The sequence below is a fragment of the Streptomyces sp. NPDC060209 genome (assembly GCF_042728155.1).
Taxonomy (GTDB): domain Bacteria; phylum Actinomycetota; class Actinomycetes; order Streptomycetales; family Streptomycetaceae; genus Streptomyces.
This window is the reverse complement of the sequence record NZ_JBHWZS010000104.1, coordinates 1-26400: the sequence shown is the minus strand read 5'-3', so window position 1 is coordinate 26400 and position 26400 is coordinate 1. Positions and strand designations below refer to the sequence as shown.

Sequence of the window (26400 nt, the reverse complement as noted above, 5' to 3'; positions counted from 1 at the left end):
CTGCCGTTGAACGTGTACGTCCAACGGCAGGGCGACGTCCGCTGCCCGGATGCGGCTACCGGCGCCCGGACGGGGTCAGCCGCAGCAGTGTGCCCTCGCCGTTGGCCGACAGGACGAGCGAGCCGTCCGGCGCGGCCGCGATCCCGGCGAAGCGGCGGGCGAGTCCCGGCAGCCCGTTGGCGAACAGCGCAGGTTCGGCGTCCGGCGGGGCGGGAGCGGCGTCCGGTGACGGACCGACCGGCAGGTCCTCGGCCTCGGCCCAGCTCGCCCCGGTGCTGAGGGAGATCGCGCGTACCCTGCGGTGCTCGGTCTCCACCGTGTAGAGCTCGTCGCCCAGGACCGTCAGCCCTTGCGGTGCGCCGAGCCCGTCGGCGACGACGGTCACCGACGCGTCCTGCTCCAGCCTGAGCACGGCACCCGCCTGCTCGTCACTGACGTAACACCTGCCCGCCGCGTCGAAGGCCACGTCGACCGGACGGCCGAGTCCTTCCGCCAGCACGGTGACCTTGTCGTCCTCGGCGACGGCCAGCACCCGCCCGCCACCCGTCTCGGCGACGACGAGTGAGCCGGCCGGGCTCACCGCGATGCCCATGGGCCGGTTCAGTCCCCCCAGACGTGTCCGCATCGACCCGTGCTCGGGGTCGTAGGTCCGGACCTCCCCGAACTGGGAGGTGAGGTGCAGAAGTCCGCCGTCCGCCACGATGCCGTGGGCGAAGGGGGCCAGGACACGGCTGACAGGTTCGCCCGCGGCCGTACGGGCGCCGTCGCCGGCCCGGACACCCTCATCGGCGACGGAAGGGCTCGCCACCCGGTAGTGATCGGCCGCGTAGACGGTTCCGCCCGAGCCGACCGTGACGCCGTAAGGCCCGTCGAAGCCGCGTGGCACGATCACCCGGGTCCGCCCGTCGGGGTGCATCTCGGTGATGCCGCCGCTGGCGTAACTGGAGACGAACATCCGGTTCTCGGCGTCGAACGCCGCGTTGTCCAGCCCCACCACACCACTGGTGACCAGGGTCCTGGACCCGGTGCCGTGCAGGTCGATGCGGGTCACCCTGCCCTCCGGCCCGAGGGACAGGACATGCAGCACGCCACCTCGGTCGAAGCGCACCGCGACCGGCCGGTCCACCTCGTCCGCGACCATCTCCGGTTCACCGCCGTCGGGTGGGATGCGCCAGATCTGCTCGCTGATCATGTGCGGGTAATAGAGGTATCCGTCCGGCCCCCGCTGCATCGCGTTGCCCATGGCGAGCCCCTCGGTGAGCACGGCCGGCTCACCGCCGTCCGGGAAGAGTTCCAGCAGGCGGCCGTCGGGCTTCATCTCGTTGACGAACAGCCGGTCGCCTATGCAGGTGATCCCGTTGGGGTTCTTCACCTCGTCGCAGACCAGGGAGTACTCGCCCCGGGGGCTGCGCCGCCAGACACGACCCGGTACCAGGTCCGCGATGTACATCGAGCCGTCCGCCCCGAATGCGAGATCGTCCGGTGACTGGACCGGCCCGCCCGCCGGCACGACGACGTCGAGGTCACCCCCCGCGAGATCGACCGCACTGATCCGGCCCCCCAGGAACTCCGCGACGTAGAGCCGCCCGTCCGGGCCGAACGCGATGCCGTTGGATCCCCACAGGGGGTTGGCCGGGTTGAGCCGCTCGGCGGCCCGGTGGCCGTTCTGCCGCCCGGTCCCGTCGAACCTGCTGGGGTACGCGGCCGTCTGCTCGTCCGTATCGCGCACCGTCACTCCGCCTCGACCAGGACGTCGTTCATGCCGTCGCCCTCACGCCAGTTCCTGAGCAGCTCGTGGAAGGCGACAGGCCCGTCGCCGAAGGACTCGCTGCGCGCCCGTGGCTTGCCCTCGTTGTTGTAGTACCCGGGGGTGCACTCCGCCTGGAACGCGTGCAGGCTCGGCGCCTTCTGACGGATCGTGGCCACCCACTCCTCCTGTGCCTCGACGGTGGGCTCGATGTGCCTGGCCTTGCGCCTGTACGACTCGGCGACGACCTCGGCGACGTGCGTGGCCTGCTCGTCCAGGATGTGGACGTAGTTGACGGAGCTGGCGTTCTGCAGCGGTCCGAGCTGGAAGAAGTTCGGGAAGCCGTGGCTGTAGAACCCGTGGAGCGTCTTCGGGCCTTCGGCCCAGGACTTCAGCAGAGGCACTCCGCCACGCCCGTACACCGGGAGCTTCCCGGACATCACACCGGAGATACCGACCTCGAACCCCGTCGCGAAGATGATGCAGTCGACCTCGTACTCGACTCCGCCGACCACCACGGTGTTCCGGGTGATGCGCTCGACCCCATGGCTGTCCGCGGTGTCGACGAGGGTGACGTTCGGACGGTTGAAGGTCTGGAGGTAGTGGTCGCTGAACGTGGGGCGCTTGCACATGTAGCGGTACCAGGGCTTGAGCTTCTCGGCGGTCTCACTGTCCTCGACGACGGCATCGACGCGCGCGCGGATCTCGTTCATCTTCTGGAAGTCGGCGATCTCGTACGCCTTTTCGCGTTCCTCGGCCGGAACGTCCGCGTACGCATCGGTCGGGATGAGCTTCTCCTGGAGGCGGGCCGTGCTGGTCCAGGCGTCGTTCACCAGGTCCTCGTCGACCGCCTTGCCGGTGACGACCTCGAGGAAGTTCTCCATCCGCTGCCGCTGCCAGCCGGGCTGGAGCGACTTCGCCCAGTTCGGGTCGGTGGGCCGGTTGTCGCGGACGTCGACCGAGGAGGGCGTGCGCTGGAACACGTACACCTGCCGCGCGTCGGCTCCGAGGTGCGGCACGACCTGGATGGCCGTGGCGCCTGTACCGATGAGTGCCACGCGCTTGTCGGCGAGCCCCGCCAGGCCGCCGTCCTGGTCGCCTCCGGTGTACTCGTAGTCCCAGCGGCTGGTGTGGAACGTGTGGCCCTCGAAGGTCTCTATGCCCGGGATGCCGGGCAGCTTCGCCTGGCTGAGCGTCCCGCTGGACACCACCACGTAGCGGGCCCTGATGTGGTCTCCACGGTCCGTGGTGACCGTCCACTCCGACGCGCCGTCGTCCCAGCGCAGTTCGGTGGCCTCGGTCTGGAAGCAGGCGTCGGCGTAGAGGTCGAAGTGCCGTGCGATCGCCTGTGAGTGCTCGCGGATCTCCTCACCCGGCGCGTACTTCCACTTGGGGACGTAGTCGACCTCCTCCAGCAGGGGCATGTAGGTGTAGGAGTCGATGTCGCAGTGGATGCCCGGATACCGGTTCCAGTACCAGGTACCGCCGAAGTCCCCGCCCTTCTCGATCACCCGGATCGACTCGACGCCTGCCTGGCGCAGCCGTGCGGCGGCGAGGAGACCGCCGAATCCACCGCCGATGATCACTGCGTCGACCTTGTCCCGCAAGGGTTCCCGCGTGAAGTGCGGGTTGGCGTGGGGGTCGGCGTCGTAGTAGCCGAACTCACCGGCGGCACGCCGGTACTGGGCACTGCCGTCGGGCCGGATCCGCCGGTCGCGCTCCGCGCGGTACTTCAGCCGCAGCTCTTCGGGGTCGAAGCCCAACTCCTGCGCGTCGGGGGCGGGCGAGGTGTGGGGGGAGGGCATACAGGGCCTCATTCCTCTTGGGGTGGGATCAGGGCTGCCGGCGCCGTCGTGCGGCCGCCGAAGCGCCGCACGTTCGTGCGGCGGTCGTGGGCCAGGGCTCGCGAAGTGCCCGGCACCGGCGGAGGGCTTCCGTGCCGGCCGGGGGCGTGGAGCGGTCCGAGGGAGGGGTGGCGCACCGGACGGGCGTGCTGCGTCCTCGCAGGCTACGAGGGTCTGCGTCTGAGGGTGCCCATGAGTAACTCACTTCGGTTCCTACGGGACTTGCGACGTGTCCCGCACCTGGAATTGCATAGTACACATGATGTGGTTGATGCATATCGCGACGATGGGGGAAGTGGCGGAAGGTGTCCGGAAACGATCTGACGACAGGCGGTGCGCGCGGATGCGGCCGGCCGGGGGCGCGCACGGCTCGCCGGACCGGTTCCGCCCGCCTTCGGCGGAGGCGCTCCGTCCGAGGCTGGCGGAGGTGGGGCCGGCCCGAATGTGACGGCCCGTCCGGCGGGTCGCCCCGGCCCGCCCGCACGGCGTCGTCGGGCGGGAGGCCGCCCCGGCCCGTGCGTGCGGGTGAGGTGCTCAGACCGCGGACCAGCCGTTGTCGACGGGAAGGATCGCCCCGTTGATGTTGCTCGCCGCGTCGGACGCGAGGAATACGATCGCCGCCGCCTGCTCCTCCGCCTGGGCGGGCGAGCCGACGTTGCCCATGTAGGGGGCGAGGGCGGCCGGGCCGTGGGCGCCCCGGTCGGCCTCGACCCGGATGTTGGTGATGGTGCCGCCGGGTGCGATGGCGTTGGAACGGATGCCCTTGTCGCGGTACATGACCGCCAGTGACTTGGTCAGGCCGGCGATGCCGTGCTTGGACGCCGTGTACGCGGCACCCGCCGCGCTGCCCCTCAGTGAGGCCTCCGAAGCGGTGAAGACGACGGCGCCCTTCCCGGCGGCGAGCATGTGCGGCAGCACCGCCCGTGTGAGGCGGAACGGGGCCGTGAGGTTGATGCCGATGACCCGCTCCCACTCGTCGTCGCCGGTGTCGGCCGCCGCCGACATGCTGTCCATGATCCCGGCGTTGTTGACGAGGACGTCTATCCCGCCGAACTCCTCCACCGCCGTCTCCGCGACCCGGTCGACCACGGCCTGGTCCCGGAGGTCGCCGATCACGGTCACCGCGGTGCCGCCGGCCTGCTTCGCCTCCTCGGCGACGGCGCGGGCGGCCGCGTCGTCCACATCGGCGATCACGACTCGCGCGCCCTCCTTCGCGAACAGCAGGGCGGTGGCCCGGCCGATGCCCGATCCGGCGCCGGTGACGATGACGCTGCGGCCGGGGCCGCTGGTGGTGACGCTCACGTGATGCTCCTCGCGTTCGGTGACAGGGCAAGCACGCTACCTTTAATGGCGGTCAGTGCCAAAGTGGCGAAGGGTGCCAGGAAAAAAATGGCTACGATGGGCGCAGCCGGAAGGAAGGTGGCCGAAAACCGTGGAAACCGCGCGCGTCGGAGAGACGCAGGACCCTGCCTCGGTCGCCGCAGGAACCCGTCTCGGGCGCCCTCCTCTGACGGAACGCCGCAAGGCCGCCACCCGGCTGGAGATCGCCCGCGAAGCCGTACGTCTCTTCGCCGCACGGGGGGTGGCCGCGACGACCGCCGACGAGATCGCCGCCGCCGCGGGAATCTCGCAGCGGACGCTGTGGCGCTACACCTCGTCGAAGGAACTGTGCGTCAGCCCGCTGCTGACCTACGCGCTCGACTTCGTCACCGCGCTCATGAGGTCGTGGCCGCGCGACCGGCCGCTGGTGGAGGCCGTCGTCGGGACCCCGTCCTCGCTCCCGGACGCGTCGGCTGACACCGACACGGAAGCGCTGCGCGACCTGGTCCTGCTCACCCGCACCGAGCCCGGGCTGCGCGCCGTATGGCTGCAGGTCCACCACGACGCGGAGCTGGTCTTCGCCGAGGTCTTCGCCGAGCGGACGGGGCGCGGGCCGGACGACCTCGAGCCGCGGGTGCAGGCGACCCTCCTGAACGGCGCGCTCCGCATCGCGGTCGAGCAGTGGGCGTGGGGTGCCGACCCGCAGCCGGCTTCCCTGTCCCGCACCATCCACCACGCGCTGGGCATCGCCCGGTCAGGGCTGTCCGGCTGATCGGCTGCTCCCACCCGCGACCGGGGGTTTTCGACGTGTCCGGTCGCGCCGCTCGTCGTTGACCAGGGCATGAACCTGCGGCCCATGTCCCTCGCGCTCGTCGCCCTGCTGAGTACGGCCGGCTGCGTCTCCGTCCAGGCCGAAGCGGAGAAGCCGGCGCCCGTGGCCTCCGTGCGTTCCGGCAACGTCCCTGCCGCTCAGGCGTCGACGGCGCACACCGAGCCTCCGGCCGTCCATGACGCTCTGGGGAAGGCCGAGCAGGAGCCGGAGCGCGCGGGCGGGAAGAAGCGGAAGCGGAAGGGGGCGTCCGCGCCGGCGCGGGCTGCGGGCGCGGACGCGCCACCGGCCCGCACGGAGGCCCGGAGCCGGCCGGGACGAGCGGTTCCCGCCCGTCCCGAACCGCCGCGCCGCGCGGGCGTGCCACGCCGGGCCCAGCCGCGGCAGACGTACGACATGCGCACCCTCTGCGCGACGGGCCAGGGGGTCGCTTCCGCCGAAGTGGTCGACCTGTGCCGCACGACTTACGGCCGTTGACCGGGGTCGGGACGGCGCGCGGCACCGCGCCGCCCGACCATTGGCCGACCCCTGGTACACATTTACGAGGATGAAGTGTGCCAATGGCTCAGTGCGGCGGCCAACTGTTGAGCCAACAGCCGAGGGCGTGGTGTGATGGCCACGTCGATGGCGCTGCGGATTCCGTGGCGCCCTTTTTCATGAGAAGGGGCGGGAAGCTGTGCTGAAGAGGGCGTTCGTGGCTCCGGATCCGGGGCGGCTGCGGCTGCGCCACGCGACCAGGGCCGTCCTCGGTATCGGACTGGCCGTCGCCGTGTGCGGGCTGGCCGGGCACTCACTCGTCGGTGCCGTCACCGGTGGGCTCGCGGCGCTCCTGGCCCTCTTCACGGTGACCGACCCCACCGTGCGGGGGCAGGCGGTCACGACCGCGCTCCTTCCCGTGGCGGGGCTTCCCGTACTCGCCCTGGCCGCCGTACTGCACGACCTTCCCGTGGCGCGTGATCTGGCCTTCCTCGCGGTCATGGGTGCGGGCGTCTACGCCCGGCGGTGGGGGCCGCGCGGTCACTCGCTCGGGGTGTTCGCCTTCATGGCGTTCTTCATCACCCAGTTCCTCCACACCCTGCCGGGGCAGCTGCCCGAGCTGTACTCCGCGGTCCTGCTCTCGCTGCTCGTCGCGTCAGCCGTTCGCTTCGGCCTCTGGTGCTACGAGCGACGGCTGCCCGTCGCGACCGTCCTCGCGCCGGTGGCCGCACGGGGGCTTGCCCGGGCGACCACCCGCCAGGCGGTCCAGGCGACGGCGGGCGGAGCCCTCGCGCTGCTGGCGGGCCAGTTCCTCTCCGGAGAGCGTTGGTACTGGGCCGTGGGTGCGACCTGGTGGGTCTTCGTCAACACGACGTCCCGGGGAGAGACGCTGGTCCGTGGATTCCGCCGGGTGCTGGGGACGCTGGCAGGCATCCCCGTCGGGCTGCTCGTCATCGCTCCGCTGCACGGTTCGGCCCTGCCCTCCGCGGTTCTGGTGGCGCTCGGAGTCTTCGGGATCTTCTACTCCGCGGCCGTCTCGTACACCTGGATGATGTTCTCGGTGACGGTCGTGGCGGGGACGCTCTACGGGCTGCTCGGCGTCCTCGATCCCGCGCTGCTCGCGCTGCGCCTCGTGGAGACCGGCGTCGGGGCGCTCGGCGCGATGGTGGCGGTGCTCCTCGTCCTGCCGGTCACCACCCATGCCACGACCGACGCCTGGATCCAGCGTGCCCTGCGCTGCGTGCACACCTGCACCGGGGAGGCCGCCGCACGGCTCGCCGGCTCGGCGACCGCCGACCCCGCTCCCCGTGTCGCCGAACTGGAAGCGCTCCTCGGGCGCGTGCGGCTGTCGCTCGGCCCGCTCGTACACCCGCTGAGTCCGTTCCGTGCCCGTAAGGCACGGGCCGGGCAGGTGCTCGCGCTGCTCGACGTCTGCGTACGCGAGGTGCGGGGTCTGGCCTCCGTCGCGGCGGACCCGGAGGCGTCCCACGACGCCCGGCTGGCCGCTGCCTGCTGGCGCGTGGAAGCCTCGGTCGAGGCGCTGACGACGCGTGTACGGAGGTACCGGGCGGCGGCCGGCGCCGGCGTCCTGCCGCCCGTCCATGTCGCCGAACCCGCCCTTGCCCATCTCCACAGCCTGGAAAGGGCGCTCGCCGAACTCGCCGTGCCCCTGCACAGCTCGCCGCGCGCTCCGCTGGTCGGCGCCTGACCGGTCCTTCCCGTCGACGGTTTTGGTCTGGACCAAAAATCGCTGCCTGCTACCGTCGGCCGGGAAGATCGTGACGGACGTGAAGAGGGGTAGCGCGATGGGCGCCGACCACGCAAAGCGGGCATTCATAGGGTCGTTCACCTCGGCGGGCGGCCGGGGCATCAGCGTCGCCGCCGTCGACCGGGACACCGGGGCGCTGTCCGTCCTCGCGTCCACGGACGCCGTGGCCGATCCGTCCTTCCTCGCGGTGGGCCGCGCTCCCGCGACGGGCGACACCGTGCTGTACACGGTCAGTGAGACCTCCGACGGCGCCGCCGCGGCGTTCGGTATCGGCGACGACGGCACACCCCGGCTGATCGGGGAGGTGCGGCCGGTCGACGGGAGCAGCCCCACCCATCTGGCCCTCGCCGCAGGACATCTGCTCACGGCCAACTACGGCTCCGGCAGCGTCACCGCGCTGCCCGTGCGCGACGACGGCTCACCCGGCCCTGCGGTCCGCCTCCTGGAACACGAGGGGCGTGGTCCTGACGACGGCCGCCAGTCGGGCCCGCACGCGCACCAGGTGCTGGCCGACCCGTCGGGGAGCTGGGTGCTGAGCGTGGACCTGGGTACGGATTCCGTACGTGTCTGCGCCCTCGACCCCGACACCGGCTCCCTGCGGCTGCACGCCGAGACGGCGCTGCGGCCGGGGACCGGACCGCGCCATCTCGCCTTTCACCCGTCCGGGGGACACGCCTACGTCCTGAACGAGCTGGAACCGACCGTCACCGTGTGCCGCTGGGACGCGGCCGGAGGCCTGCTCGAACCGCTGGGGGAGACGCAGGTGCTGCCGCACGACTACGACGAAGGCGATGCCGTGCGTACGTACCCGTCGGAGGTGGTGGTCTCGCACGACGGCCGGTTCCTGTGGACCGCCAATCGCGGGCACGACAGCATCTCCGTCCTCACGCTCGACGAGACGGCCGAGAAGCCCGTCCTGGCCGCGGCCGTGGGCTGCGGCGGACGCTGGCCCCGCGATCTCACCCTCGACCCCACCGGCCAGTGGCTGTACGCCGCCAACGAGCACTCCGGAAACGTCAGCTGGTTCGCCGTGGACGCGGAGACGGGAATCCCGGCGCACGCGGGCTCCGTCGAGGTCCCGGCCGCCTCCTGCGTGGTCTTCGGCTGACACCTGCCCCACCGTGCGGGGAACGCTCACACGGATCGGACGTACGGGCAACGGTGGCAGATGCCCCGTGACGGCACGGGGCGCGGACAGGACGGAACCGGTCCGCGCCCCGTCGTCCGGGCACGGGTGCGGCGCGGATCAGTGCGCCTGGGCTCCCTGCGGCGTCGCCGGGGTGATCCCCAGAGTCGTCGCGTACAGCGAGAGCACGAGCTTGCCGATGGCCGGGTAGGCGCCGAGCGGCTCGGCGGTCGCGCAGCCGGCCTCCTTCGCGGCGGCGTCCAGCAGCCCGGCGTCGATCTCCGGACCCACCAGGTACGGCGCGAGCGCGAGCTGTGCGGAGCCGGAGTTCTGCAGCTGTGCCGCGATCGAGGCGACCGAGCCCTCCACGTCCAGGGCCGCGGCCATCACCGGCACGGCGAGACGGGCGGCCAGCAGCATGCCGGTGATCCCGGCGGCCTGCACGGCCTCCTCGCCGCCCACCGTGGCCAGCACGATGCCGTCGGCCGCGGTCGCCACGGTGAACAGCCTCGCGCGGTCGGCGCGCGCCAGACCGGCCTCCGAAAGGCGTACGTGCAGCGCTTCGGCGAGCAGCGGGTGCGGGCCCAGGACGTCGGTCAGCTCGGCCTGCGTCCCGCTGTCCATGACCGCTTGCCGTATGCGCCGGATCAGGGCGCTGTCCGGCCCCGCGAGCAGCGGCACCACGACGGCGGACGGGCCCGAGGGCTCGGCGACCTCGCGGCCCGCCGCGGTGGCCTGCTCGTAGCGCGCGATGCGCTCGGCGGCGGCATGGGTGAGTACGGAGGTCAGCGTGGGATATTCGGCGTCGTCGCCGTCGAGATAGCCGATCTGGGCATTCAGGCCGGGCAGCTCGGAACGGGCGATGCTGATCACTTCCTCGGCCAGGCTGCGCGAGGCCGGGGAAGGGGTACCGGGAAGGGCAAGAACGAGCGCGGCAGCGCCCTCAGGTGCGACCACGGGCTCCGGGCGGCGGTGCCGTCCGGACTGGCGAGGTCGCGGCATTCGTACAGGCAGGCCGGAAGCGGGCCCAGTGGGGGTGCTCATGGCGCCGCATGCTACTGGTTTTGGGTGCCCCTCTGTTCGGGGAGGGGGCGGCAAGGCGTTATCTGTCCGTATATGTCTGTTGAGCGGCATAGCAGGCGACTGACCTGCTCTGTCCGGACAGCTGATCGCTCGAATCGCCTACGTTACTCCCGGTACGAACAGCAGGGACGGGTGGGGTGGCAGTCGCAGTCCCGGGCCGGCGAGGGTTCGGGCGATCTCCAGCGCACCGTGCAGCGGGTCACCCGCCGCGGGGACCACGCGGGCCTGCGGGACCTGCTGGGCCAGCTCCCTGTGCAACGGCCCGAGAAGGGGCTCGCCCATGCGGAACAGCCCACCGGTCAGAGCGACTTCGCAGCCCTCGGGACGGGAGTCGTCGGGGCGGGGGCACACCGCGGCCGCGGCTTCGGCGATATGCGCCGCCGCCTCCCGCAGGATCCCCGCCGCGACCTCGTCGTCGAGGGCACAGGCCGCGACCTCGGGGGCGAAGGAGGCCAGCAGTGCGGGACGGTCCGTACGCGGATAGAGCAGGCCCGGAAGGCCGGTGACCGGTCCGAAGGCCGCCTCGAGCCGTGCCAGCAGCGCCGGCGAACCACCGCGCCGGCCGTCGTGGGCCCGCATCGCCGCATCGAGCCCCGCCCGGCCGATCCAGGCGCCGCCGCCGCTGTCGCCCAGCAGATGCCCCCAGCCGTCAGCCCTGCGCCACGTCCTCAGGTCGGTGCCGAGCGCGATCATGCCGGTACCGCCCGCGACGACCGCTCCGGGCCGCTGCCCCAGAGCCCCGGCGTACGCGGTCACGGCGTCGGCGGCCAGGGCCACACGCCTTACGCCCAGCGCGTCGGCCAGGGCGTCCGGCAGCCGGGCGCGCAACTGGTCCCCGAGGGTCGCCATCCCCGCGGCCCCGATCGCGGCGGCGGCGACGGCCGCCCCGGAACCCGTCTGCTCCAGCAGCCGGCGGACGGCGGGCAGCAACTGCTCCAGCAGGTGCCCGGCGTCGATGCCGTCCGCGCCCGTGCGTACCGGTTCGGCGCAGACGGTGGTGAACGCCGGGTGCCGTGCGTCCACCGGCCCGAGCGCCACCCGCAGCCCTGACCCGCCCGAGTCGACGCCGAGGACGAGGGCGTCAGCGGTCACGGCGCCACCGGTCGGCTCGGTCACCGGGAGCAACGGGCACCGCTGCCTGCGGACGAACGCCTGCGCGACCTCATGGATGGACTCCGGGGGAGTGGAGGACTGACGACGACCGGCACCCTACCGCTCAGCCTCGTCCTACGGGGGACCGCATGATCAATCGGTGCCGTGTAGGCCGGTAGAGTGACGGTCGTGGCAGCGCGACCGTTGAGCGAACTTGTGGAGCCCGGCTGGGCCGAGGCGTTGGGGCCGGTGGCCGGCCGGGTCGCCGCGATGGGCGACTTCCTCCGCGCGGAGATCGGGGCGGGCCGCACCTATCTCCCGGCGGGGAAGAACGTACTCCGCGCCTTCCAGCAGCCCTTCGACGACGTGCGCGTCCTGATCGTGGGTCAGGACCCCTATCCGACACCGGGCATGGCCATCGGGCTCAGTTTCGCGGTGGCGCCCGACGTGCGACGCCTGCCGGGCAGCCTGGAGAACATCTTCAGGGAACTGCACTCCGATCTCGGGCTTCCCCGGCCTTCCAACGGAGACCTGACGCCTTGGACGCAGCAGGGTGTGCTGCTGCTCAACAGGGCGCTGACCACAGCGCCCGGCAAACCCGCCGCCCACCGTGGCAAGGGCTGGGAAGAAGTGACCGAGCAGGCGATTCGTTCCCTGGCAGCACGGGGCAAGCCGATGGTGTCCGTGCTGTGGGGGCGGGACGCGCGCAATGTGCGGCCGCTCCTCGGCGACCTCCCCGCGATCGAATCCGCCCATCCTTCCCCGATGTCGGCGGACCGTGGTTTCTTCGGCTCGCGCCCCTTCAGCCGCACCAACGAGTTCCTGGAGCGCGCCGGGGAACAACCGGTGGACTGGCGTCTGCCGTGAGCGGTGCCCGGATCGGAGCCGGCCGTCGGCGGGCTCCGGCCGCAGATGTGATCAGCCCGGGAGCCGGGAGTCCGTCTCGCGGGCAGCTCCGCGAGTGCCGTTGCCCGTAGCCACCGACGCTTCGGTGACCGTCGGAGCGGCTGCGATCCGCGGCTTCCGGAGGGTGAAGGCCAGCAGCCCGCCCACGACGGAGGCGGCACCGCCGACCGCCATGGCGGTGCGCAGGCCGTCGGCGACGTCCGCGATCGCAGGAGTGGCGCCGGGGTTTCCGGGGAGGCCCGCGGCAGCCAGCGCGACGAGCAGCGCGAGACCGGCCGCGCCACCGATCTGCTGAGAGGCGGAGGCCAGCGCGGAGGCGATACCGGCCTCCTGCGGGGCGACGCCGGTCGCCGCGCAGACGAACATGGCGGGGAAGGTGACACCGCCGCCCACGCCCCAGATGATCAGGCCCGGGACCAGGGCCCAGAAGGAGGCGTCGGCGGACATGGCGAGTGCCAGCATGATCATGCCGACGCCGTTGACGAACATGCCGGTGAAGAGGGTGGCCCTCGGCCCCCACTTGCCGAGAAGCGCCCCGGCCGGCTTCAGCGAGGCGGCCATCGAGATGACGGTCAGCGGTACGAACGCCAAACCGGCCTCCAGCGCGTCGTAGGACAGCACGCCCTGGAGGTAGTTGGTGAGGATGTAGTACGAGCCGCCCAGGGCGCTCTGGAAGACCAGGATGATCAGGACAGCCGTTACGAGGCTGCGGTTGCTGAACAGCCGCATCGGGACGAGCGGGCTCTTCGTCCTGTTCTCGGCCAGGACGAAGACCGCGAGGATCACGGCACCGGCCACGATCGAACCGACGCCGCGCAAGGAGCCCCAGCCGGCCTCCGGGCCGCTGACCAGGCCGAGCACGAGCAGCGAGGAACCAGCGGTGGCCAGGATCGCACCGCGGGCGTCGAAGCCGCCTTGTCCACCGGCCGGACGCCCGTCGGGGGCGAGCGTGCCAGGAGCCACGACAGCCGCGAGGAGCGCCGGCGGGACGAGGACGAACAGCACCCACTCCCAGCCCCATGTCTGAGTGAGTACGCCGCCGAGCAGCGCACCGGCGGCGAGACCACCGCTGCCGCAGGCGCCCCACAGAGCGAGAGCCTTGTTGCGTTCCGGGCCCTCGGCGAACCGGGTGTTGATCAGGGTCAGGGTGGCGGGCGTGAGCAGAGCGGCGCCGAAGCCCTGGACCGCACGGGCGGCGATGAGGGGGCCCGGGCTGTCGGCGAAGCCTCCCAGGAGGCAGGAGAGGCCGAAGATCACGAGGCCGAGGATGAACATGCGGCGGCCTCCCAGGCGGTCGGCCATCCGGCCGCCGAAGAGCAGTAATCCACCGAAGGCCACGGCGTAGGCGCTGACCACCCACTGCAAGGACCGGGTCGTGAAGCCGAGCGAACTGCCGATCTCCGGCAGCGCGACGAACACGATGTTGTAGTCGACGGCAACGATGAACTGGGCGAACGCCAGCAGCGCGAGCATCAGCCCGGTTCGCTGGGCCGGCGGGGTTGACGAGGTGACCATCAGGTCCGACTCCCCTTTTGAGTACACAGCATGGATTAACTACACGGTGTGTAGTGACTGAACGGAGACTAGTAGGTCAACGCTGTATTGTGTCAAGGGTGGAAAATCAGGCACCGAATCGCCGAGCCCGTCTCCGAGCCGAAACCAGCGCGGAGATCAAGACGATTGCCCTCGAGCTCATGGCCGCGAGGGGACCGGACGCCATCACCCTGCGTGCCATCGCCCGCGAGATGGGCATGACGGCAGGAGCCATCTACGGTTACTACGCCACTCGCGACGACCTGATCACGACGCTGATCAGGGATGTGCACACGTCGCTCATCGACACCCTTGAAGCTGCCCGTGATGCGGCGTCCCGTGATGATCCGGCCGGCCGCATCCTGTCCTGGGCGCGGGCATTCCGGGATTGGGCGCTCGCCAACCCCGAGGGATTCAGGCTCATCTACGGCGATCCTGTGCCCGGTTACGTGGCCCCCGACGGTGGGGCGGCACCCGAGGCGGAGCGGCGCACCTGTTCGGGACTCACCGGCCTCATCGCCGCTGTCTGGCCGCAGGCCGAACCCCTGCAACCACTGGGCGACTACCGGTGGTCCGACTTCGACGCGCACCTGGTGGCCATGGTTCGGGACCAGTTCCCCGGTCTGCCCCCCGCGGCGGTCGCACTCGCCCTGCGTGTGTGGGGGCGCCTCCACGGAATGGTCGCCCTCGAGGTGTACGGCCACTTGCGGCACCAGACATCGGAGCCCGAGAAGATCCATCGCACCGAAATGCTCGACCTCCTCTCGTCGTTGGGGCTGACGCCACGGGGGTGAGGTCCTCCGGGCGGCCGCCCGGCGAATCGTCGCGGCCGTCGATCCGGACATGGACCTGCGGGTGCCCGCGGACGCGGGCCGACCGCTTTCCGTCGGCACGTGCATGCCGCCGCGGGTGGGGGAGCGAGGCACGGACGGGCCGTGCGCCGCATCGAGGGTCCGACCGGGTGGCGCGCTGCGGCACGGATGGACCGCACGCGGGACATCGCCCGAATGGTTACCCGCCGCCGGGCGGTGCGGCTGCTAGCGTCCCCACTCCACCGGACCGGCAGGCCCGGCTGCAGCCGTTGCCGCGGCAGAAGCGGCAGAGGAGTGGTGTCCCATGCGTGTCCTCCTGGTCGGCGCGGGGGGTGTGGGTACGGCGATCACCAGGATCGCGGCCCGCCGGCCCTTCTTCGAGCACATGGCTGTCGCCGACTACGACCGCGGCCGGGCGGAGAGCGCCGTCGCCGCCCTCGGGGAAAGCGGCGCCCGTTTCAGCGCAGTCGGGCTGGACGCCTCGGACCGGGCAGCCGTGCGCGCCGCCCTCGAGGAACACCGCTGCGACGTGCTGCTCAACGCCACCGACCCCCGCTTCGTCATGCCCTTGTTCGAGGCGGCCCTCGCCCACGGCGCGCACTACCTCGACATGGCCATGTCCCTGTCCCGCCCGCATCCGTCCCGCCCGTACGAGCAGTGCGGCGTCAAGCTCGGGGACGCGCAGTTCGACCGGGCGGCCGAGTGGGAAGCCGCCGGACGTCTCGCACTGGTCGGCATGGGGGTGGAGCCCGGCCTCTCGGATGTGTTCGCCCGATACGCCTCCGACGAGCTCTTCGACGAGATCGAGGAGATCGGAATCCGCGACGGCGCCGATCTGACGGTGGAGGGCTACGACTTCGCCCCGTCCTTCAGCATCTGGACGACCATCGAGGAGTGTCTGAATCCACCGGTCGTCTACGAGGAGGGGCGGGGCTGGTTCACCACCGCCCCCTTCAGCGATCCGGAGGTCTTCGACTTCCCCGAAGGTATCGGCCCCGTCGAGTGCGTCAACGTCGAGCACGAGGAGGTGCTGCTCGTCCCGCGTTGGCTGAAGGCCCGGCGCGTCACGTTCAAGTACGGGCTGGGTGACGAGTTCATCGGGGTGCTGCGCACGCTCCACAAGCTGGGCCTCGACCGTACGGACCCCGTGTCCGTGAAGAGCGGTGCCGGCGACGCCAGGGTCTCGCCCCGTGACGTGGTGGCCGCGTGCCTGCCCGACCCGGCCGGACTCGGTGAGCGGATGCACGGGAAGACGTGTGCGGGCACCTGGGTGAAGGGCAGCAAGGACGGGCGGCCCCGAGAGGTCTACCTGTACCACGTGGTCGACAACCAGTGGTCGATGCGCGAGTACGGCTCCCAGGCCGTGGTCTGGCAGACGGCGATCAACCCCGTCGCCGCTCTCGAACTCGTCGCGGGCGGTGTCTGGGGCGGCAGCGGAGTGCTGGGGCCGGAGGCCATGCCGCCCCGGCCGTTCCTCGACCTGCTGACCGAGTACGGCGCACCGTGGGGCATGCGCGAGCAATGACCGGCCTCGCTGCCGGCCGGTGGACGTCTCGCCGGACGTGCGCAGCTGGAAGTAGCTCAATAGCATGTGGAAGGAAATATTCCGCCTTCACTTTCAGGCCTGTGACCCGAGCGAGGGAGCATGGCAGAGGACCGTGCCGGATCAGCACCACCGGCAAGCTTGAAGCCGAATGCGATCGGCTTCGTCGACGCACTGGTCATCGGACTGAACGCCACGTCCCCCGCCTACTCGGTGGCGGCCGTGATCGGCCCGATCGTCGCGCTCGTCGGCATCTACGCACCAGGGGTGCTGTTCGCCTCCTTCGTGCCGATGCTCCTCATCGCTTCGGCCTTCTACTACCTGAACAAGGTCGACCAGGACTGCGGGACGACGTTCTCCTGGGTGACGCGCGCCATGGGGCCCTGGACCGGATGGCTCGGTGGCTGGGCGATCGCGATGACCGGTGTGCTCGTGGTGGGGTCACTGGCGGACATCGCCGTCAGCTTCGGACTGCTGGCCGTCGGACTCGACAGCTGGGCCGAGAACACATTCGTCCGCCAGCTGCTCACCGTGCTTCTGATCGTCGTGATGACCGGTCTGTGCGTCATCGGGACCGAGCTGTCGGCCAAGGTTCAGAACGTCCTGATCCTGGCCCAGGTGGCGTTCCTCCTCGTGTTCGTGATCGTCGCGCTCTACCGCGTCTACGCGGGCACGACGTCCTTCGACTCCGTCAGACCCTCGGCCGAGTGGCTCAACCCCTTCGGAGCGGGCGGCGCGGCCCTGACGAGTGGTCTGTTGCTGGGAGTGTTCATCTACTGGGGCTGGGAATCGGCCGTCAACCTCACCGAGGAGGTCGAGAACTCCGCGACCGCGCCCGGAAAGGCCGGTGTGTGGTCGACCGTCATCCTGCTGGTGACCTACCTGTCCGTCGGCTTCGCGGTCGTCGCGTTCGCCGGAACGGCGTATCTGGTGGAGAACGCCGACGAGGAGGAGTTCATCTTCGCCCTGCTCGCCCGCGAGGTGATGGGGGGCTGGGACTGGATCGTGCTGCTCGCCGTCGCGACATCGGCGCTCGCCTCGACCCAGACCACCATCATCCCGGCGTCGCGCACCGCGCTGTCCATGGCCCGCCGCCACGCGCTGCCCGCCCATTTCGCCCGTATCAGCCCGCGGTTCCGGACCCCCGACGTGAGCACGTGGTGGGTGGCCGCCATCGCCATCGCCTGGTATCTCGTCGTCAGCCAGATCAGTGAGAACGCACTCTTCGACTCGCTGACCGCACTGTCCCTGCTCATCGCCTTCTACTACGCGCTCACCGGCGTGGCGTGCGCGGTCTACTACCGCCGCCATCTGACCGAGAGCGTGCGCAACTTCTTCCTCATCGGCCTCGGTCCGGTGGTCGGCGCCGGTCTGCTGACCTGGCTGCTCGTCCGGTCGGTCATGGATATGTCCGACCCGGCGAACTCCTACAGCGGAACCTCCTGGTTCGGGCTGGGTCCCCCGCTCGTCATCGGCATCTGCATCAGCCTCATCGGTGTGGTGATCATGGTGGTGCAGCGGTTCCGGTCGCCATCCTTCTGGGCCGAACGCCGAAGTGTGGTCGACCCCGACCTCGTACACGGCAAGGAGCCCTGAGATGTCCGTGGTACTCGGGTACGACGAGTCGCCGGGCGCCGCGCGTGCCCTGCGGGCGGCGATCGAGGTGGCCGCCGCATTCGGCGAGCGGCTCGTCCTGGTCTACGGGGCGGCGCCGCCCGGTCCGACCGGTGAGGAGTACCGCGCCCACTACGAGGCCATCCGCCAAGCCGGCCGTGCGGGGCTGGAGCACGCGGTCGCCTCGGCCGAGGAGGCCGACGTTCCGACCACGGTCGAGGTCATCGACATGAGTCCGGCGCAGGCGCTGATCGAAGCCGCCTCGCGTCACGGAGCGAGGGTCATCGTGGTGGGCAGCTGGGGCGAGAGCCCGATGCGGGGGGCGCTGCTCGGCTCCACCCCGCACAAGCTCCTGCATCTGTCGACCGTTCCGGTGCTCTGCGTGCCGACCGAGGTGTGATCCGCCGGGTCAGCCGATCACCGCCGCCCGCACGCACAGCACGTCCGGCAGATGCGAGACGAGCTGCTGCCAGCTGTCGCCGTCGTCCGCGCTCGCGTACACCTCGCCGTTGCGATTGCCGAAGTAGACGCCGGCCGGGTCGGCGTCGTCCGTGCAGAGCCCGTCGCGCAGCACCGTGCCGTAGTGGTCGCCGTCCGGAAGGCCCCGCGTCAGAGGCTCCCAGGTCTCGCCCGCGTCCCGTGTGCGGTACACCCGGCAGCGGTGACCTGCTGGGACACGGTCGGCGTCGGCGTTGATCGGGAAGACGTAGAACGTGTCCGCGTGATGCGGGTGCGCGGCGGCGGCGAAACCGAAGTCCGAGGGCAGGCCGGTACCGACGTCCTTCCAGCGCTTCCCCCCGTCGTCGCTGCGGAACACGCCCCAGTGGTTCTGCAGGTACAGGCGGTCGGGATCGGCCGCGTCCCGGGTGACCTTGTGCACGCACTGGCCGAACTCGGGATCGGGGTCCGGCAGGAAGACGGCGGAGACACCCTTGTTGGAGGGATTCCAGCGCTCACCGCCGTCCTCGGTGCGGAACACGCCGGCGGTGGACACTGCGACGGTCACCGCCCGGGCGTCCCTCGGGTCGGTCAGGATGGTGTGCAGGCCCTCGCCGCCCCCGCCAGGCACCCACTTGGACCGGGTCGGGTGCTCCCAGAGCGGGCGGACCAGTTCGAAGGACTCACCGCGGTCGTCCGACCGGAACAGCGCGGCCGGCTCGGTCCCCGCGTAGACGACATCGGGGGCCTCCGGACCTGCGGGGTGCAGCTGCCAGACCCGCTCCAGCGACGCGTCGGTGAACTGCGGGAACTTCACGGCAGGTTGCTTCGGCTCCACCCAGCTCGCGCCCAGATCGTCGGAGTGGAAGACGGAGGGCCCCCAGTGCGCGCTGTCCCCGCCGACCAGGAGCCGGGGTGTCTGTCCGCGGGTGTCGATCGCGATCGAGTAGATCGCCTGGGCGTTGAAGTGCGGATCGCCGAACTCCCACGTCCCGCCGCGTCTGCGGCCGAGGAAGAGTCCTTTGCGGGTGCCTACGGTGAGGAGTACATCGGTCATGACAGGACCTCCCGAAACGCCGTTGTGACGGATACGGGCCAGTCTGCACCCCGCCACTGACAACAGCCCGTAGCGACGACACCCGCCCAGGTCACGGCGGTCGTGGGAGGGAGCCATTCACCGGCCGGTCCCGTCCTCCCCGTCGTCCCGTCCGCGAGTCCGGTCAGCAGGCGGGTGGTGCTGTCGAACAACCCCTGCGCGTAAACCTTGGTGAAGATCCGCCCGCACAGCGCGCGGCCCTCGGCCGGGGCGGAGGGCCCGTCCCCCATCCAGCGGGAGACCCGCTCGTCCTGGAACAGGGCGAGGAACTCCTCCTCGTCGGCGGTGTGCAGGGAGCCGGCTCCAGGCGCTCCGTGCGCAGGCGGGAGTCATGCCGCGCCTCCTCAACGCGACGGCGGGGCCGTACTGCTGCGGACCACCAGGCTCGTCGCCAGGTCGACCCGGGTGGTCGCGGGCTGCCTTCCACGGCCCAGGTCGAGGACCAGGCGGGCCGCGGTCTCGGCCATCTCTATGAGGGGCTGGCGCACCGTGGTGAGCGGCGGACCGATCCAGCGGGTGAGCGGCAGGTCGTCGAAGCCGACCACGCTGAGGTCCTCCGGGATCCGCAGCCCCAGCTCGCGCGCGGCCTCGTAGACGCCGAGTGCCTGCAGGTCGTTGCCGGCGAAGACGGCCGTGGGCGGCTCGGGCAGCCGCAGCAGCTCCAGGGCCGCCGTGTAGCCGTCCTCGTGGTTGAACTCGCCTTCGCGGACGAGCTCCGGGTCCATGGGAACACCCGAGGTCTCCAGGGCGGCGCGGTAGCCGTCGAGCCGGGCGCGGCTGCACATCATGCGGGCCGGTCCGCCGATGACGCCGATCCGCCGGTGGCCGAGACCCGTCAGATGGCGGGTGGCGGCAAGGCCGCCCTGCCAGTTGGCCGCACCGACCGAAGGGATGTCGTCCCCCGGGTCACCCGCCGGATCGACGACGACGAAGGGGATGGAGCGGCTGGTCAGCTGGGCACGCTGCGCCGCGTCGAGGTCCGAGAGCACCAGGATCACTCCGGCCGGGCGGCGGGCCAGAACACCGTCCACCCATGTCTGGCCGGGGGTGAGCCGGCCGGCGCTCTCCGAGAGGACCAGGCTCAGGCCCTCGTCCCGGGCGACGTTCTCGACGCCCCGGACGACCTCCATCGCCCAGGCGCTGTCCAGCTCGTGGAAGACCAGGTCGATGAGCTGGGACTGCTGGGAGGCACCACGCCTGCGGCGGTAGCCGTGCCGAAGCAACAGCTCCTCCACCCTCGTGCGCGTACCAGGGGCGACGTCGGCGCGGCCGTTCAGCACTTTCGAAACTGTCGGAGCCGAAACTCCGGCCGCTCGGGCGATCTCTGCCAGCGTGGCGGTGCTCTCCGACGACTCGTCGGAGGACGCCTTCTCCTGTTGGGGCTGGACCTTTGCAGGGCTCATGCATGAATCGTAGCTCGCCCGCCGCCCCGAATACGCGTCTGGGCAAGGTTCGTAAATCCTTGCTCCTACCCTCTTGACTGGCCCGAAACACGACCGTACGGTTCCGGCAACATTCGAGAGGCAAGCCGAAACATTCGACAGAGGGTGCGGTCATGCGGTCGGGGATATTCACTCAGGGCACACGTACTACGAGATGGGCCGCGGCGGGTGCGGCGATGGCCATGGCCGGAGTGCTGGTCGGCTGCGGCTCCGGAGGCAGTGGGAGCGACGGCGGAACCATCACCGCCTACGTCTACGGCGACGACGCGGTCAAGGTTCAGCAGGCGGCGGTCGACACCTTCAACAAGACCTCCAAGGTCAAGGTGAAGCTGGTGTCGGTCCCCGGCACCGACTACGTGAACAAGCTGCGCAGCGCCATGGGATCGCCCAGCGCTCCGGACGTCTTCTTCAACTGGGGCGGCGGCTCCATCAAGCCGTACGTCGACTCCAAGGACCTGGTCGACCTCACGTCGACCATCAAGAACGACGCCACGCTCAAGGACGGCTTCCTTCCATCGATCATGACGGCCGGCAGCCTCGACGGGAAGATCTACGGGGTGCCCATGCGTGGGATGCAGCCCGTGATGCTCTTCTACAACAAGACCCTCTTCGCCGAGCACAAGATCGAGCCGCCCAAGACCTGGGAAGACCTCCAGGCGGCCATCAAGACCTTCAAGGCCGCCGGTATCACCCCCTTCGCGCTCGGCGGCTCCGACAAGTGGCCCGAGCTGATGTGGATGGAATACCTGCTGGACCGGATCGGCGGCCCCGAGGTCTTCAAGAAGATCCAGGACGGCGACACCGAGGGCTGGGGCGACCCGGCGGTGCTCAAGATGGCCCAGACCGTCAAGGAACTGATCGACGAGGGTGCGTTCGGCAAGAACTTCAACTCCGTCGACTACGGGAACGGCGGAGCCCCGACCCTGCTCAACAAGGGCAAGGCCGCCATGCACCTCATGGGCTCGTGGGAGTACTCGACCCAGTTGGGCAAGGCTCCCGAGTTCGCCAAGAAGGACCTGGGCTGGACCGCCTTCCCGACGGTGGCCGGCGGTGTGGGAGACCCCGCGAACGTGGTGGGCAACCCGACCAACTACTGGTCCGTCAACGCCCGGACCAAGCACAAGGACACCGCCGTCGAGTTCCTGAAGGCGATGGCGTCGAAGACCTACGCGCAGGCCCTCGTCGACAACGGTGACGTTCCCACCACGTCCAACGCCGCCTCGATGCTGAGCGGTTCCCCCAACCCGCAGTTCGCCACCGACCAGTACGAAATGGTGCAGAAGGCCCCGAGCTTCACCCTCTCGTGGGACCAGGCACTCGAAGCCCAGTACTCCACGCCACTGCTCACGGAGATCAGCAAGCTGTTCGCCGGCAAGACGACCCCCGAGCAGTTCGTCGAAGCAATGAAGGCCGCAAAGTAACGATGTCCCATCACACTCCGGTCGCGAAGAGGCACGGAGACAGGAAGGCGGCCGTCGGCAACGTCGGCCGCCCGCCGGTCGCCTGGGCCGTCCCCGGCATCCTCTTCTTCGCCGTCTTCGCGATCGTCCCCCTGGCGATCGCCGTCTATCTCTCCTTCTGCGAATGGGACGGGCTCAACTCCCCGACCCTGACCGGCCTGGACAACTGGACCCGGCTGTTCAAGGACTCCGAGTTCGGCCAGGCCGCCTGGCTGAGCCTCCTGCTCACCACGATCAGCTGGGTCTTCCAGACCCCGGTGGCCCTGCTGCTGGGCGTGTGGGCGGCGGGCCGTCAGCGCAGCCGCGCGTTCCTGTCGGCGATCTTCTTCATCCCGCTGCTGCTCTCCACCACCGCGATCGCGATGCTGTTCCACGCCCTGCTGGACCCGAATTTCGGCGTGATCCAGACGATCGGGCCCTGGCTCGGCATCGATCCCAACGTCATGGGATCGTCCACCGGCGCCCTGCTCGTGGTCGCCTTCGTCGGCGGCTGGCAGTTCATGCCCTTCCACACGCTGATCTACCAGGGCGGCGCCCGGCAGATCCCGGAGGTCCTCTACCAGGCGGCCTCCATCGACGGCGCGGGCATGGTGCGGCAGTTCTTCCACATCACGCTGCCCCAGCTGCGCCACACGATGACGACCTCGTCGGTCCTGATGATCGTCGGCTCGCTGACGTACTTCGACACCGTGCTCATCATGACCAAGGGCGGTCCCGGCACGGACACGACGATCCTGCCCTATCTGATGTACCGGACCGGATTCCAGACGTACGACCTGGGCTATGCGGCGGCCATCGCCACCGCACTCGTCGTCGTGGCCACCAGTATCTCGCTGCTCATGGTCCGCCTCAGTGGCTTCGGGTCCATGCGGTCGACCCGGGAAGGTATGTGACGAGATGTCGATCGACACCCGCCCCGCCGCGCCGCAGCACCGCGCGACACCCACTGCGTCGCGTCGCGGCCGTCCGGTCCGCCGGCGCAGGTCCCTGGGCAACCCGGTGGCCGGCCTCGGCTCGCTGATCTGGCTCCTCATCGTCCTGGTGCCGCTCTACACGCTGGTCTCCGCGTCGCTGATGCACCAGGACGAGGCCCTCAACGGCGACCCGCTGGCCATCCCCACGGATCCGACGCTCGAGAACTACAACACCGTGCTGGACAGCGGGTTCCTCACGCTGATCGGCAACACCGCGATCGTCGCCGTGGCCACGGTCGCCATCGTGCTGGTGCTCTCCGTCCCGGTGGCGTACGTGGCGGTGCGCACCCGCAGCCGTCTCTCGTCACTCGCCTTCCGGACCTTCCTGCTCGGAGTGGCGATCCCGGCGCAGGCGGTGATCGTGCCCCTGTATCTGATGATCGGCAAGATGGGGCTGTACGACACCCTGTGGGCGATCATCCTGCCGACCGCGGCCTTCGCGATGCCCGTCGCGGTCCTCGTCCTCAGCGGCACGATGCGCGACGTCTCCGAGGAGATGTACGAGGCGATGTCCCTCGACGGCGCCTCGCCCGTGCGCATGCTGTGGCAGTTGGCGGTGCCGCTGTCGAAGGCCGGGATCAGCACCGTGGCGATCTTCTCCGCCCTGCAGGCGTGGAACGGCTTCCTGTTCCCGCTGATCCTGACGCAGTCGGAGGAGCAGCGCGTACTGACGCTGGGGCTGTTCAACTTCATGAGCCAGTTCGGAGTGAACATCCCCGCGGTACTGGCAGCGATCGTCCTCTCCGTCATACCCATCTTCGCCGTGTACCTCGTGGCCCGGCGGGCGCTGATCAACGGACTGATGGGGGTGGGCGGCAAATAGCACGCCGACGCCGCCCCGGACCACCGCACTCATGAGAGGAACCCCTGCCGCCATGGCAATCCACCCTGCCCCGCAGGCCCGTCAGGCCGATCCGCACCCCGCCGTCGACGGCCCGTGGCGCGACCCTTCGCTCAGCCCCGAGGCGAGGGTGGCCGACCTGGCGGCCCGGATGACGCTCGAGGAGAAGACCGCCCAGCTGTACGGAATCTGGGTGGGCGCCGACGCGGAGGGCGACGGAGTCGCACCGCACCAGAACGACATGGTCGACCCGGTCGACTTCGAGGACATCACCACCCGCGGACTCGGCCAGCTCACCCGGCCGTTCGGGACCGCACCGGTGGACCCGGGCGTGGGCGCCGTCTCGCTGGCCACGGCACAGGCCAGGATCGCAGAGGCGAGCCGGTTCGGTATCCCTGCGCTCGCCCACGAGGAGTGCCTGGCCGGCTTCACCGCCTGGGGTGCGACCGCCTATCCGGTGCCGCTCGCCTGGGGTGCGGCCTGGGACCCGGAGCTGGTCGCCGAGATGGCGCACCGGATCGGTAGCGACATGCGGTCGGTCGGTGTCCACCAGGGCCTCGCCCCGGTCCTGGACGTGGTGCGGGACCTGCGCTGGGGACGTGTCGAGGAGACCATGGGCGAGGACCCCTACCTGGTCGCGACCATCGGTACGGCGTACGTCCGGGGGCTGGAGTCCTCCGGGGTCGTCGCCACGCTCAAGCACTTCGCGGGCTACTCCGCGTCGGCCGGTGCCCGCAACCTCGCCCCGGTCCGGGCCGGTGCCCGGGAGATGGCCGACGTGATCCTGCCGCCGTTCGAAATGGCGGTCCGTGAGGGCGGCGCCCGTTCGGTGATGCACTCGTACGCCGAGATCGACGGCGTCCCGGCCGCCGCCGACCCGGCCCTGCTCACCGGACTCCTCAGGGACACCTGGGGGTTCACCGGCACGGTGGTCGCCGACTACTTCGGCATCGGCTTCCTCGAAACCCTGCACAAGGTGGCCGCGGGCCGCAGCGACGCCGCACGCCTCGCCCTCACGGCCGGCGTGGACGTGGAGCTGCCCACCGTACGCAGCTACGGCGACGAACTGGTCGCCGCTGTCCGCGACGGACTCGTGGCCGAGGAACTGGTGGACCGCGCCCTTCACCGGGTTCTGCTGCAGAAGTGCGAGCTCGGCCTGCTCGATCCGGACCGGAAGGCCCTGCCCGCCGTACTCACGGGCATGGATCCGGAGCAGGCGCGCGGCACGGTGGACCTCGACCCGCCGCAGAACCGGGCCCTGGCCCGGCTGCTCGCCGAGCGGTCCTGTGTCCTGCTGGCCAATCCCGAGGGCGCGCTTCCGCTGAGCGGTACCGGACGGATCGCGGTCGTGGGGCCCCGTGCCGACGACCCGCTGGCCATGCTCGGCTGCTACTCCTTCCCGAGCCACGTCGGGGTCCAGCACCCCGAGGCGCCCATGGGCATCGCCGTGCCCACGATGCTGGAGGCGCTCCGCGAGGAGTTCCCCGGCGCCGGCATCGACTACGCGCAGGGCTGCGACGTGGACGGTACGGACGCCGCCGGGATCGAGGGCGCCGCGAGCCTGGCAGCCGGGGCGGACGTCTGTGTGGCCGTCCTCGGCGACCGGGCCGGGCTGTTCGGCCGCGGTACCTCCGGAGAGGGCTGCGACGCGTCCGACCTGGCGCTGCCCGGTCTCCAGGGCGAGCTCCTCGACGCGGTGCTCGCGACCGGCACCCCGGTCGTCCTGGTGCTGCTGACGGGACGTGCGTACGCCCTCGGCGGACGGGCGGACCGGCTGGCCGGCTGTGTGCAGGCGTTCTTCCCCGGAGAGGAGGGCGGCCCGGCGCTCGCGGGCGTGCTCTCGGGGCGGGTCAACCCCTCCGGGCGCCTGCCCCTGAGTGTGCCCAACGGCCCCGGCGGTCAGCCGTGGACGTATCTGCAGCCGCCGCTCGGCCGGGCCAACGGGGTCAGCAATCTGGACCCGACCCCGCTCTATCCCTTCGGCCACGGGCTCTCGTACACCTCGTTCGCCTGGGAGGCCGGGGCCGACGTGCCGGCCGAGCTCCCCACCGACGGAGAGACCGACCTCGCGGTCACGGTTCGCAACACCGGTGACCGAGACGGGGCCGAAGTGGTCCAGCTCTACGTCCACGATCCGGTCGCCCAGACCACGCGCCCCGAGGCCCGGCTGATCGGATATGCCAGGGTGCCGCTCGCCGCGGGGGAGTCCCGCAGGGTCAGCTTCCGCTTCCACCCGGACCTGGTGTCCTTCACCGGGGCCGGCGGGCGGCGGATCGTCGAACCCGGCGATCTGGAGCTGCGCTTCGCCACGTCCAGCGACGTGGCCGATGTCAAGCACACCGTACGGCTGCGCCTCACCGGGCCCGAGCGCACCGTCGATCACCGGCGCCACCTGGTCTGCGCCACGTCGGTCGACTCGCTGATCGCACAGTAGTGACGTGCGGGGGCCCTGGCC

General features: G+C 70.7%; 21 protein-coding genes and 1 pseudogene. 13 read left to right on the top strand and 9 right to left on the bottom strand.

What is annotated here, in order from left to right:
* Positions 1 to 55: 55 nt before the first annotated feature.
* From ACFWFI_RS20935 to ACFWFI_RS20925, 3 genes are all read right to left on the bottom strand, one after another.
* Positions 56 to 1729: an SMP-30/gluconolactonase/LRE family protein gene (locus ACFWFI_RS20935; protein WP_387392307.1), complete on the bottom strand. Its 1674-nt coding sequence runs from the start codon at positions 1727 to 1729 to the stop codon at positions 56 to 58.
* Between the two features lie 2 nt (positions 1730 to 1731).
* Positions 1732 to 3552, bottom strand: coding sequence for a flavin-containing monooxygenase (locus tag ACFWFI_RS20930; RefSeq protein WP_387392304.1), 1821 nt, complete (start codon positions 3550 to 3552; stop codon positions 1732 to 1734).
* A gap of 573 nt (positions 3553 to 4125) precedes the next feature.
* On the bottom strand, positions 4126 to 4893 hold the full coding sequence (locus tag ACFWFI_RS20925; RefSeq protein WP_387392301.1) for an SDR family NAD(P)-dependent oxidoreductase: 768 nt from the start codon (positions 4891 to 4893) through the stop codon (positions 4126 to 4128).
* A gap of 130 nt (positions 4894 to 5023) precedes the next feature.
* On the opposite strand from ACFWFI_RS20925, the gene ACFWFI_RS20920 reads away from it, so the two are divergent.
* The 4 genes from ACFWFI_RS20920 to ACFWFI_RS20905 all read left to right on the top strand — a co-directional run bounded on the left by ACFWFI_RS20920 (position 5024) and on the right by ACFWFI_RS20905 (position 9093).
* Positions 5024 to 5683 (top strand): TetR/AcrR family transcriptional regulator, encoded by a 660-nt coding sequence (locus ACFWFI_RS20920; protein ID WP_387392298.1) that lies wholly within the window; start codon positions 5024 to 5026, stop codon positions 5681 to 5683.
* 84 nt (positions 5684 to 5767) lie between these two features.
* Positions 5768 to 6217: a hypothetical protein gene (locus ACFWFI_RS20915; RefSeq protein ID WP_387392295.1), complete on the top strand. Its 450-nt coding sequence runs from the start codon at positions 5768 to 5770 to the stop codon at positions 6215 to 6217.
* A gap of 199 nt (positions 6218 to 6416) precedes the next feature.
* Complete coding sequence (locus ACFWFI_RS20910) at positions 6417 to 7925, top strand: FUSC family protein (protein ID WP_387392293.1); 1509 nt, start codon at positions 6417 to 6419, stop codon at positions 7923 to 7925.
* 97 nt (positions 7926 to 8022) lie between these two features.
* On the top strand, positions 8023 to 9093 hold the full coding sequence (locus ACFWFI_RS20905) for a lactonase family protein (RefSeq protein WP_387392310.1): 1071 nt from the start codon (positions 8023 to 8025) through the stop codon (positions 9091 to 9093).
* Between the two features lie 138 nt (positions 9094 to 9231).
* Here ACFWFI_RS20905 and ACFWFI_RS20900 read toward each other — a convergent pair whose 3' ends face one another.
* Together ACFWFI_RS20900 and ACFWFI_RS20895 are read right to left on the bottom strand one after the other, a co-directional pair.
* Positions 9232 to 10155 (bottom strand): sirohydrochlorin chelatase, encoded by a 924-nt coding sequence (locus ACFWFI_RS20900; RefSeq protein WP_387392290.1) that lies wholly within the window; start codon positions 10153 to 10155, stop codon positions 9232 to 9234.
* A gap of 138 nt (positions 10156 to 10293) precedes the next feature.
* Complete coding sequence (locus ACFWFI_RS20895; RefSeq protein WP_387392287.1) at positions 10294 to 11310, bottom strand: N-acetylglucosamine kinase; 1017 nt, start codon at positions 11308 to 11310, stop codon at positions 10294 to 10296.
* Between the two features lie 165 nt (positions 11311 to 11475).
* Between ACFWFI_RS20895 and ACFWFI_RS20890 the strand changes: the two genes are divergently transcribed.
* The gene (locus tag ACFWFI_RS20890) at positions 11476 to 12153 is read left to right on the top strand and encodes a uracil-DNA glycosylase (protein ID WP_387392284.1); all 678 of its coding nucleotides are present in this window, start codon (positions 11476 to 11478) and stop codon (positions 12151 to 12153) included.
* Positions 12154 to 12204: 51 nt separating this feature from the next.
* On the opposite strand, the gene ACFWFI_RS20885 is transcribed toward ACFWFI_RS20890, so the two are convergent.
* Positions 12205 to 13707: an MFS transporter gene (locus ACFWFI_RS20885; RefSeq protein WP_387392281.1), complete on the bottom strand. Its 1503-nt coding sequence runs from the start codon at positions 13705 to 13707 to the stop codon at positions 12205 to 12207.
* 179 nt (positions 13708 to 13886) lie between these two features.
* Between ACFWFI_RS20885 and ACFWFI_RS20880 the strand changes: the two genes are divergently transcribed.
* From ACFWFI_RS20880 to ACFWFI_RS20865, 4 genes are all read left to right on the top strand, one after another.
* A complete protein-coding gene (locus ACFWFI_RS20880) occupies positions 13887 to 14519 on the top strand; it encodes a TetR/AcrR family transcriptional regulator (RefSeq protein ID WP_387392278.1) in 633 nt (210 codons plus the stop codon).
* A 322-nt stretch (positions 14520 to 14841) separates the two neighbouring features.
* Positions 14842 to 16062 carry a saccharopine dehydrogenase family protein gene (locus ACFWFI_RS20875; RefSeq protein ID WP_387392275.1) on the top strand — a complete coding sequence of 407 codons (1221 nt, stop codon included), beginning with the start codon at positions 14842 to 14844 and terminating at the stop codon, positions 16060 to 16062.
* 120 nt (positions 16063 to 16182) lie between these two features.
* Positions 16183 to 17676, top strand: coding sequence for an APC family permease (locus tag ACFWFI_RS20870; RefSeq protein WP_387392272.1), 1494 nt, complete (start codon positions 16183 to 16185; stop codon positions 17674 to 17676).
* Position 17677: 1 nt separating this feature from the next.
* Positions 17678 to 18094 (top strand): universal stress protein, encoded by a 417-nt coding sequence (locus tag ACFWFI_RS20865; RefSeq protein WP_387392269.1) that lies wholly within the window; start codon positions 17678 to 17680, stop codon positions 18092 to 18094.
* A gap of 9 nt (positions 18095 to 18103) precedes the next feature.
* Here ACFWFI_RS20865 and ACFWFI_RS20860 read toward each other — a convergent pair whose 3' ends face one another.
* The 3 genes and pseudogenes from ACFWFI_RS20860 to ACFWFI_RS20850 form a co-directional block, all read right to left on the bottom strand.
* Positions 18104 to 19189 carry a WD40/YVTN/BNR-like repeat-containing protein gene (locus ACFWFI_RS20860; protein WP_387392266.1) on the bottom strand — a complete coding sequence of 362 codons (1086 nt, stop codon included), beginning with the start codon at positions 19187 to 19189 and terminating at the stop codon, positions 18104 to 18106.
* Positions 19190 to 19374: 185 nt separating this feature from the next.
* A pseudogene (locus ACFWFI_RS20855) lies at positions 19375 to 19550 on the bottom strand (GNAT family N-acetyltransferase); the annotation flags it as partial.
* A gap of 22 nt (positions 19551 to 19572) precedes the next feature.
* Positions 19573 to 20631: a LacI family DNA-binding transcriptional regulator gene (locus tag ACFWFI_RS20850; RefSeq protein WP_387392263.1), complete on the bottom strand. Its 1059-nt coding sequence runs from the start codon at positions 20629 to 20631 to the stop codon at positions 19573 to 19575.
* 215 nt (positions 20632 to 20846) lie between these two features.
* On the opposite strand from ACFWFI_RS20850, the gene ACFWFI_RS20845 reads away from it, so the two are divergent.
* From ACFWFI_RS20845 to ACFWFI_RS20830, 4 genes are read left to right on the top strand one after another with little or no spacing between them, the layout of a single operon-like run.
* Positions 20847 to 22091 carry an extracellular solute-binding protein gene (locus tag ACFWFI_RS20845; protein WP_387392260.1) on the top strand — a complete coding sequence of 415 codons (1245 nt, stop codon included), beginning with the start codon at positions 20847 to 20849 and terminating at the stop codon, positions 22089 to 22091.
* Between the two features lie 2 nt (positions 22092 to 22093).
* On the top strand, positions 22094 to 23023 hold the full coding sequence (locus tag ACFWFI_RS20840) for a carbohydrate ABC transporter permease (protein WP_387392257.1): 930 nt from the start codon (positions 22094 to 22096) through the stop codon (positions 23021 to 23023).
* Between the two features lie 4 nt (positions 23024 to 23027).
* Positions 23028 to 23927, top strand: a complete 900-nt coding sequence (locus ACFWFI_RS20835) for a carbohydrate ABC transporter permease (protein WP_387392254.1) — start codon at positions 23028 to 23030, stop codon at positions 23925 to 23927.
* A 52-nt stretch (positions 23928 to 23979) separates the two neighbouring features.
* Positions 23980 to 26379 carry a beta-xylosidase/alpha-l-arabinosidase gene (locus ACFWFI_RS20830; protein WP_387392251.1) on the top strand — a complete coding sequence of 800 codons (2400 nt, stop codon included), beginning with the start codon at positions 23980 to 23982 and terminating at the stop codon, positions 26377 to 26379.
* Positions 26380 to 26400: the final 21 nt, after the last annotated feature.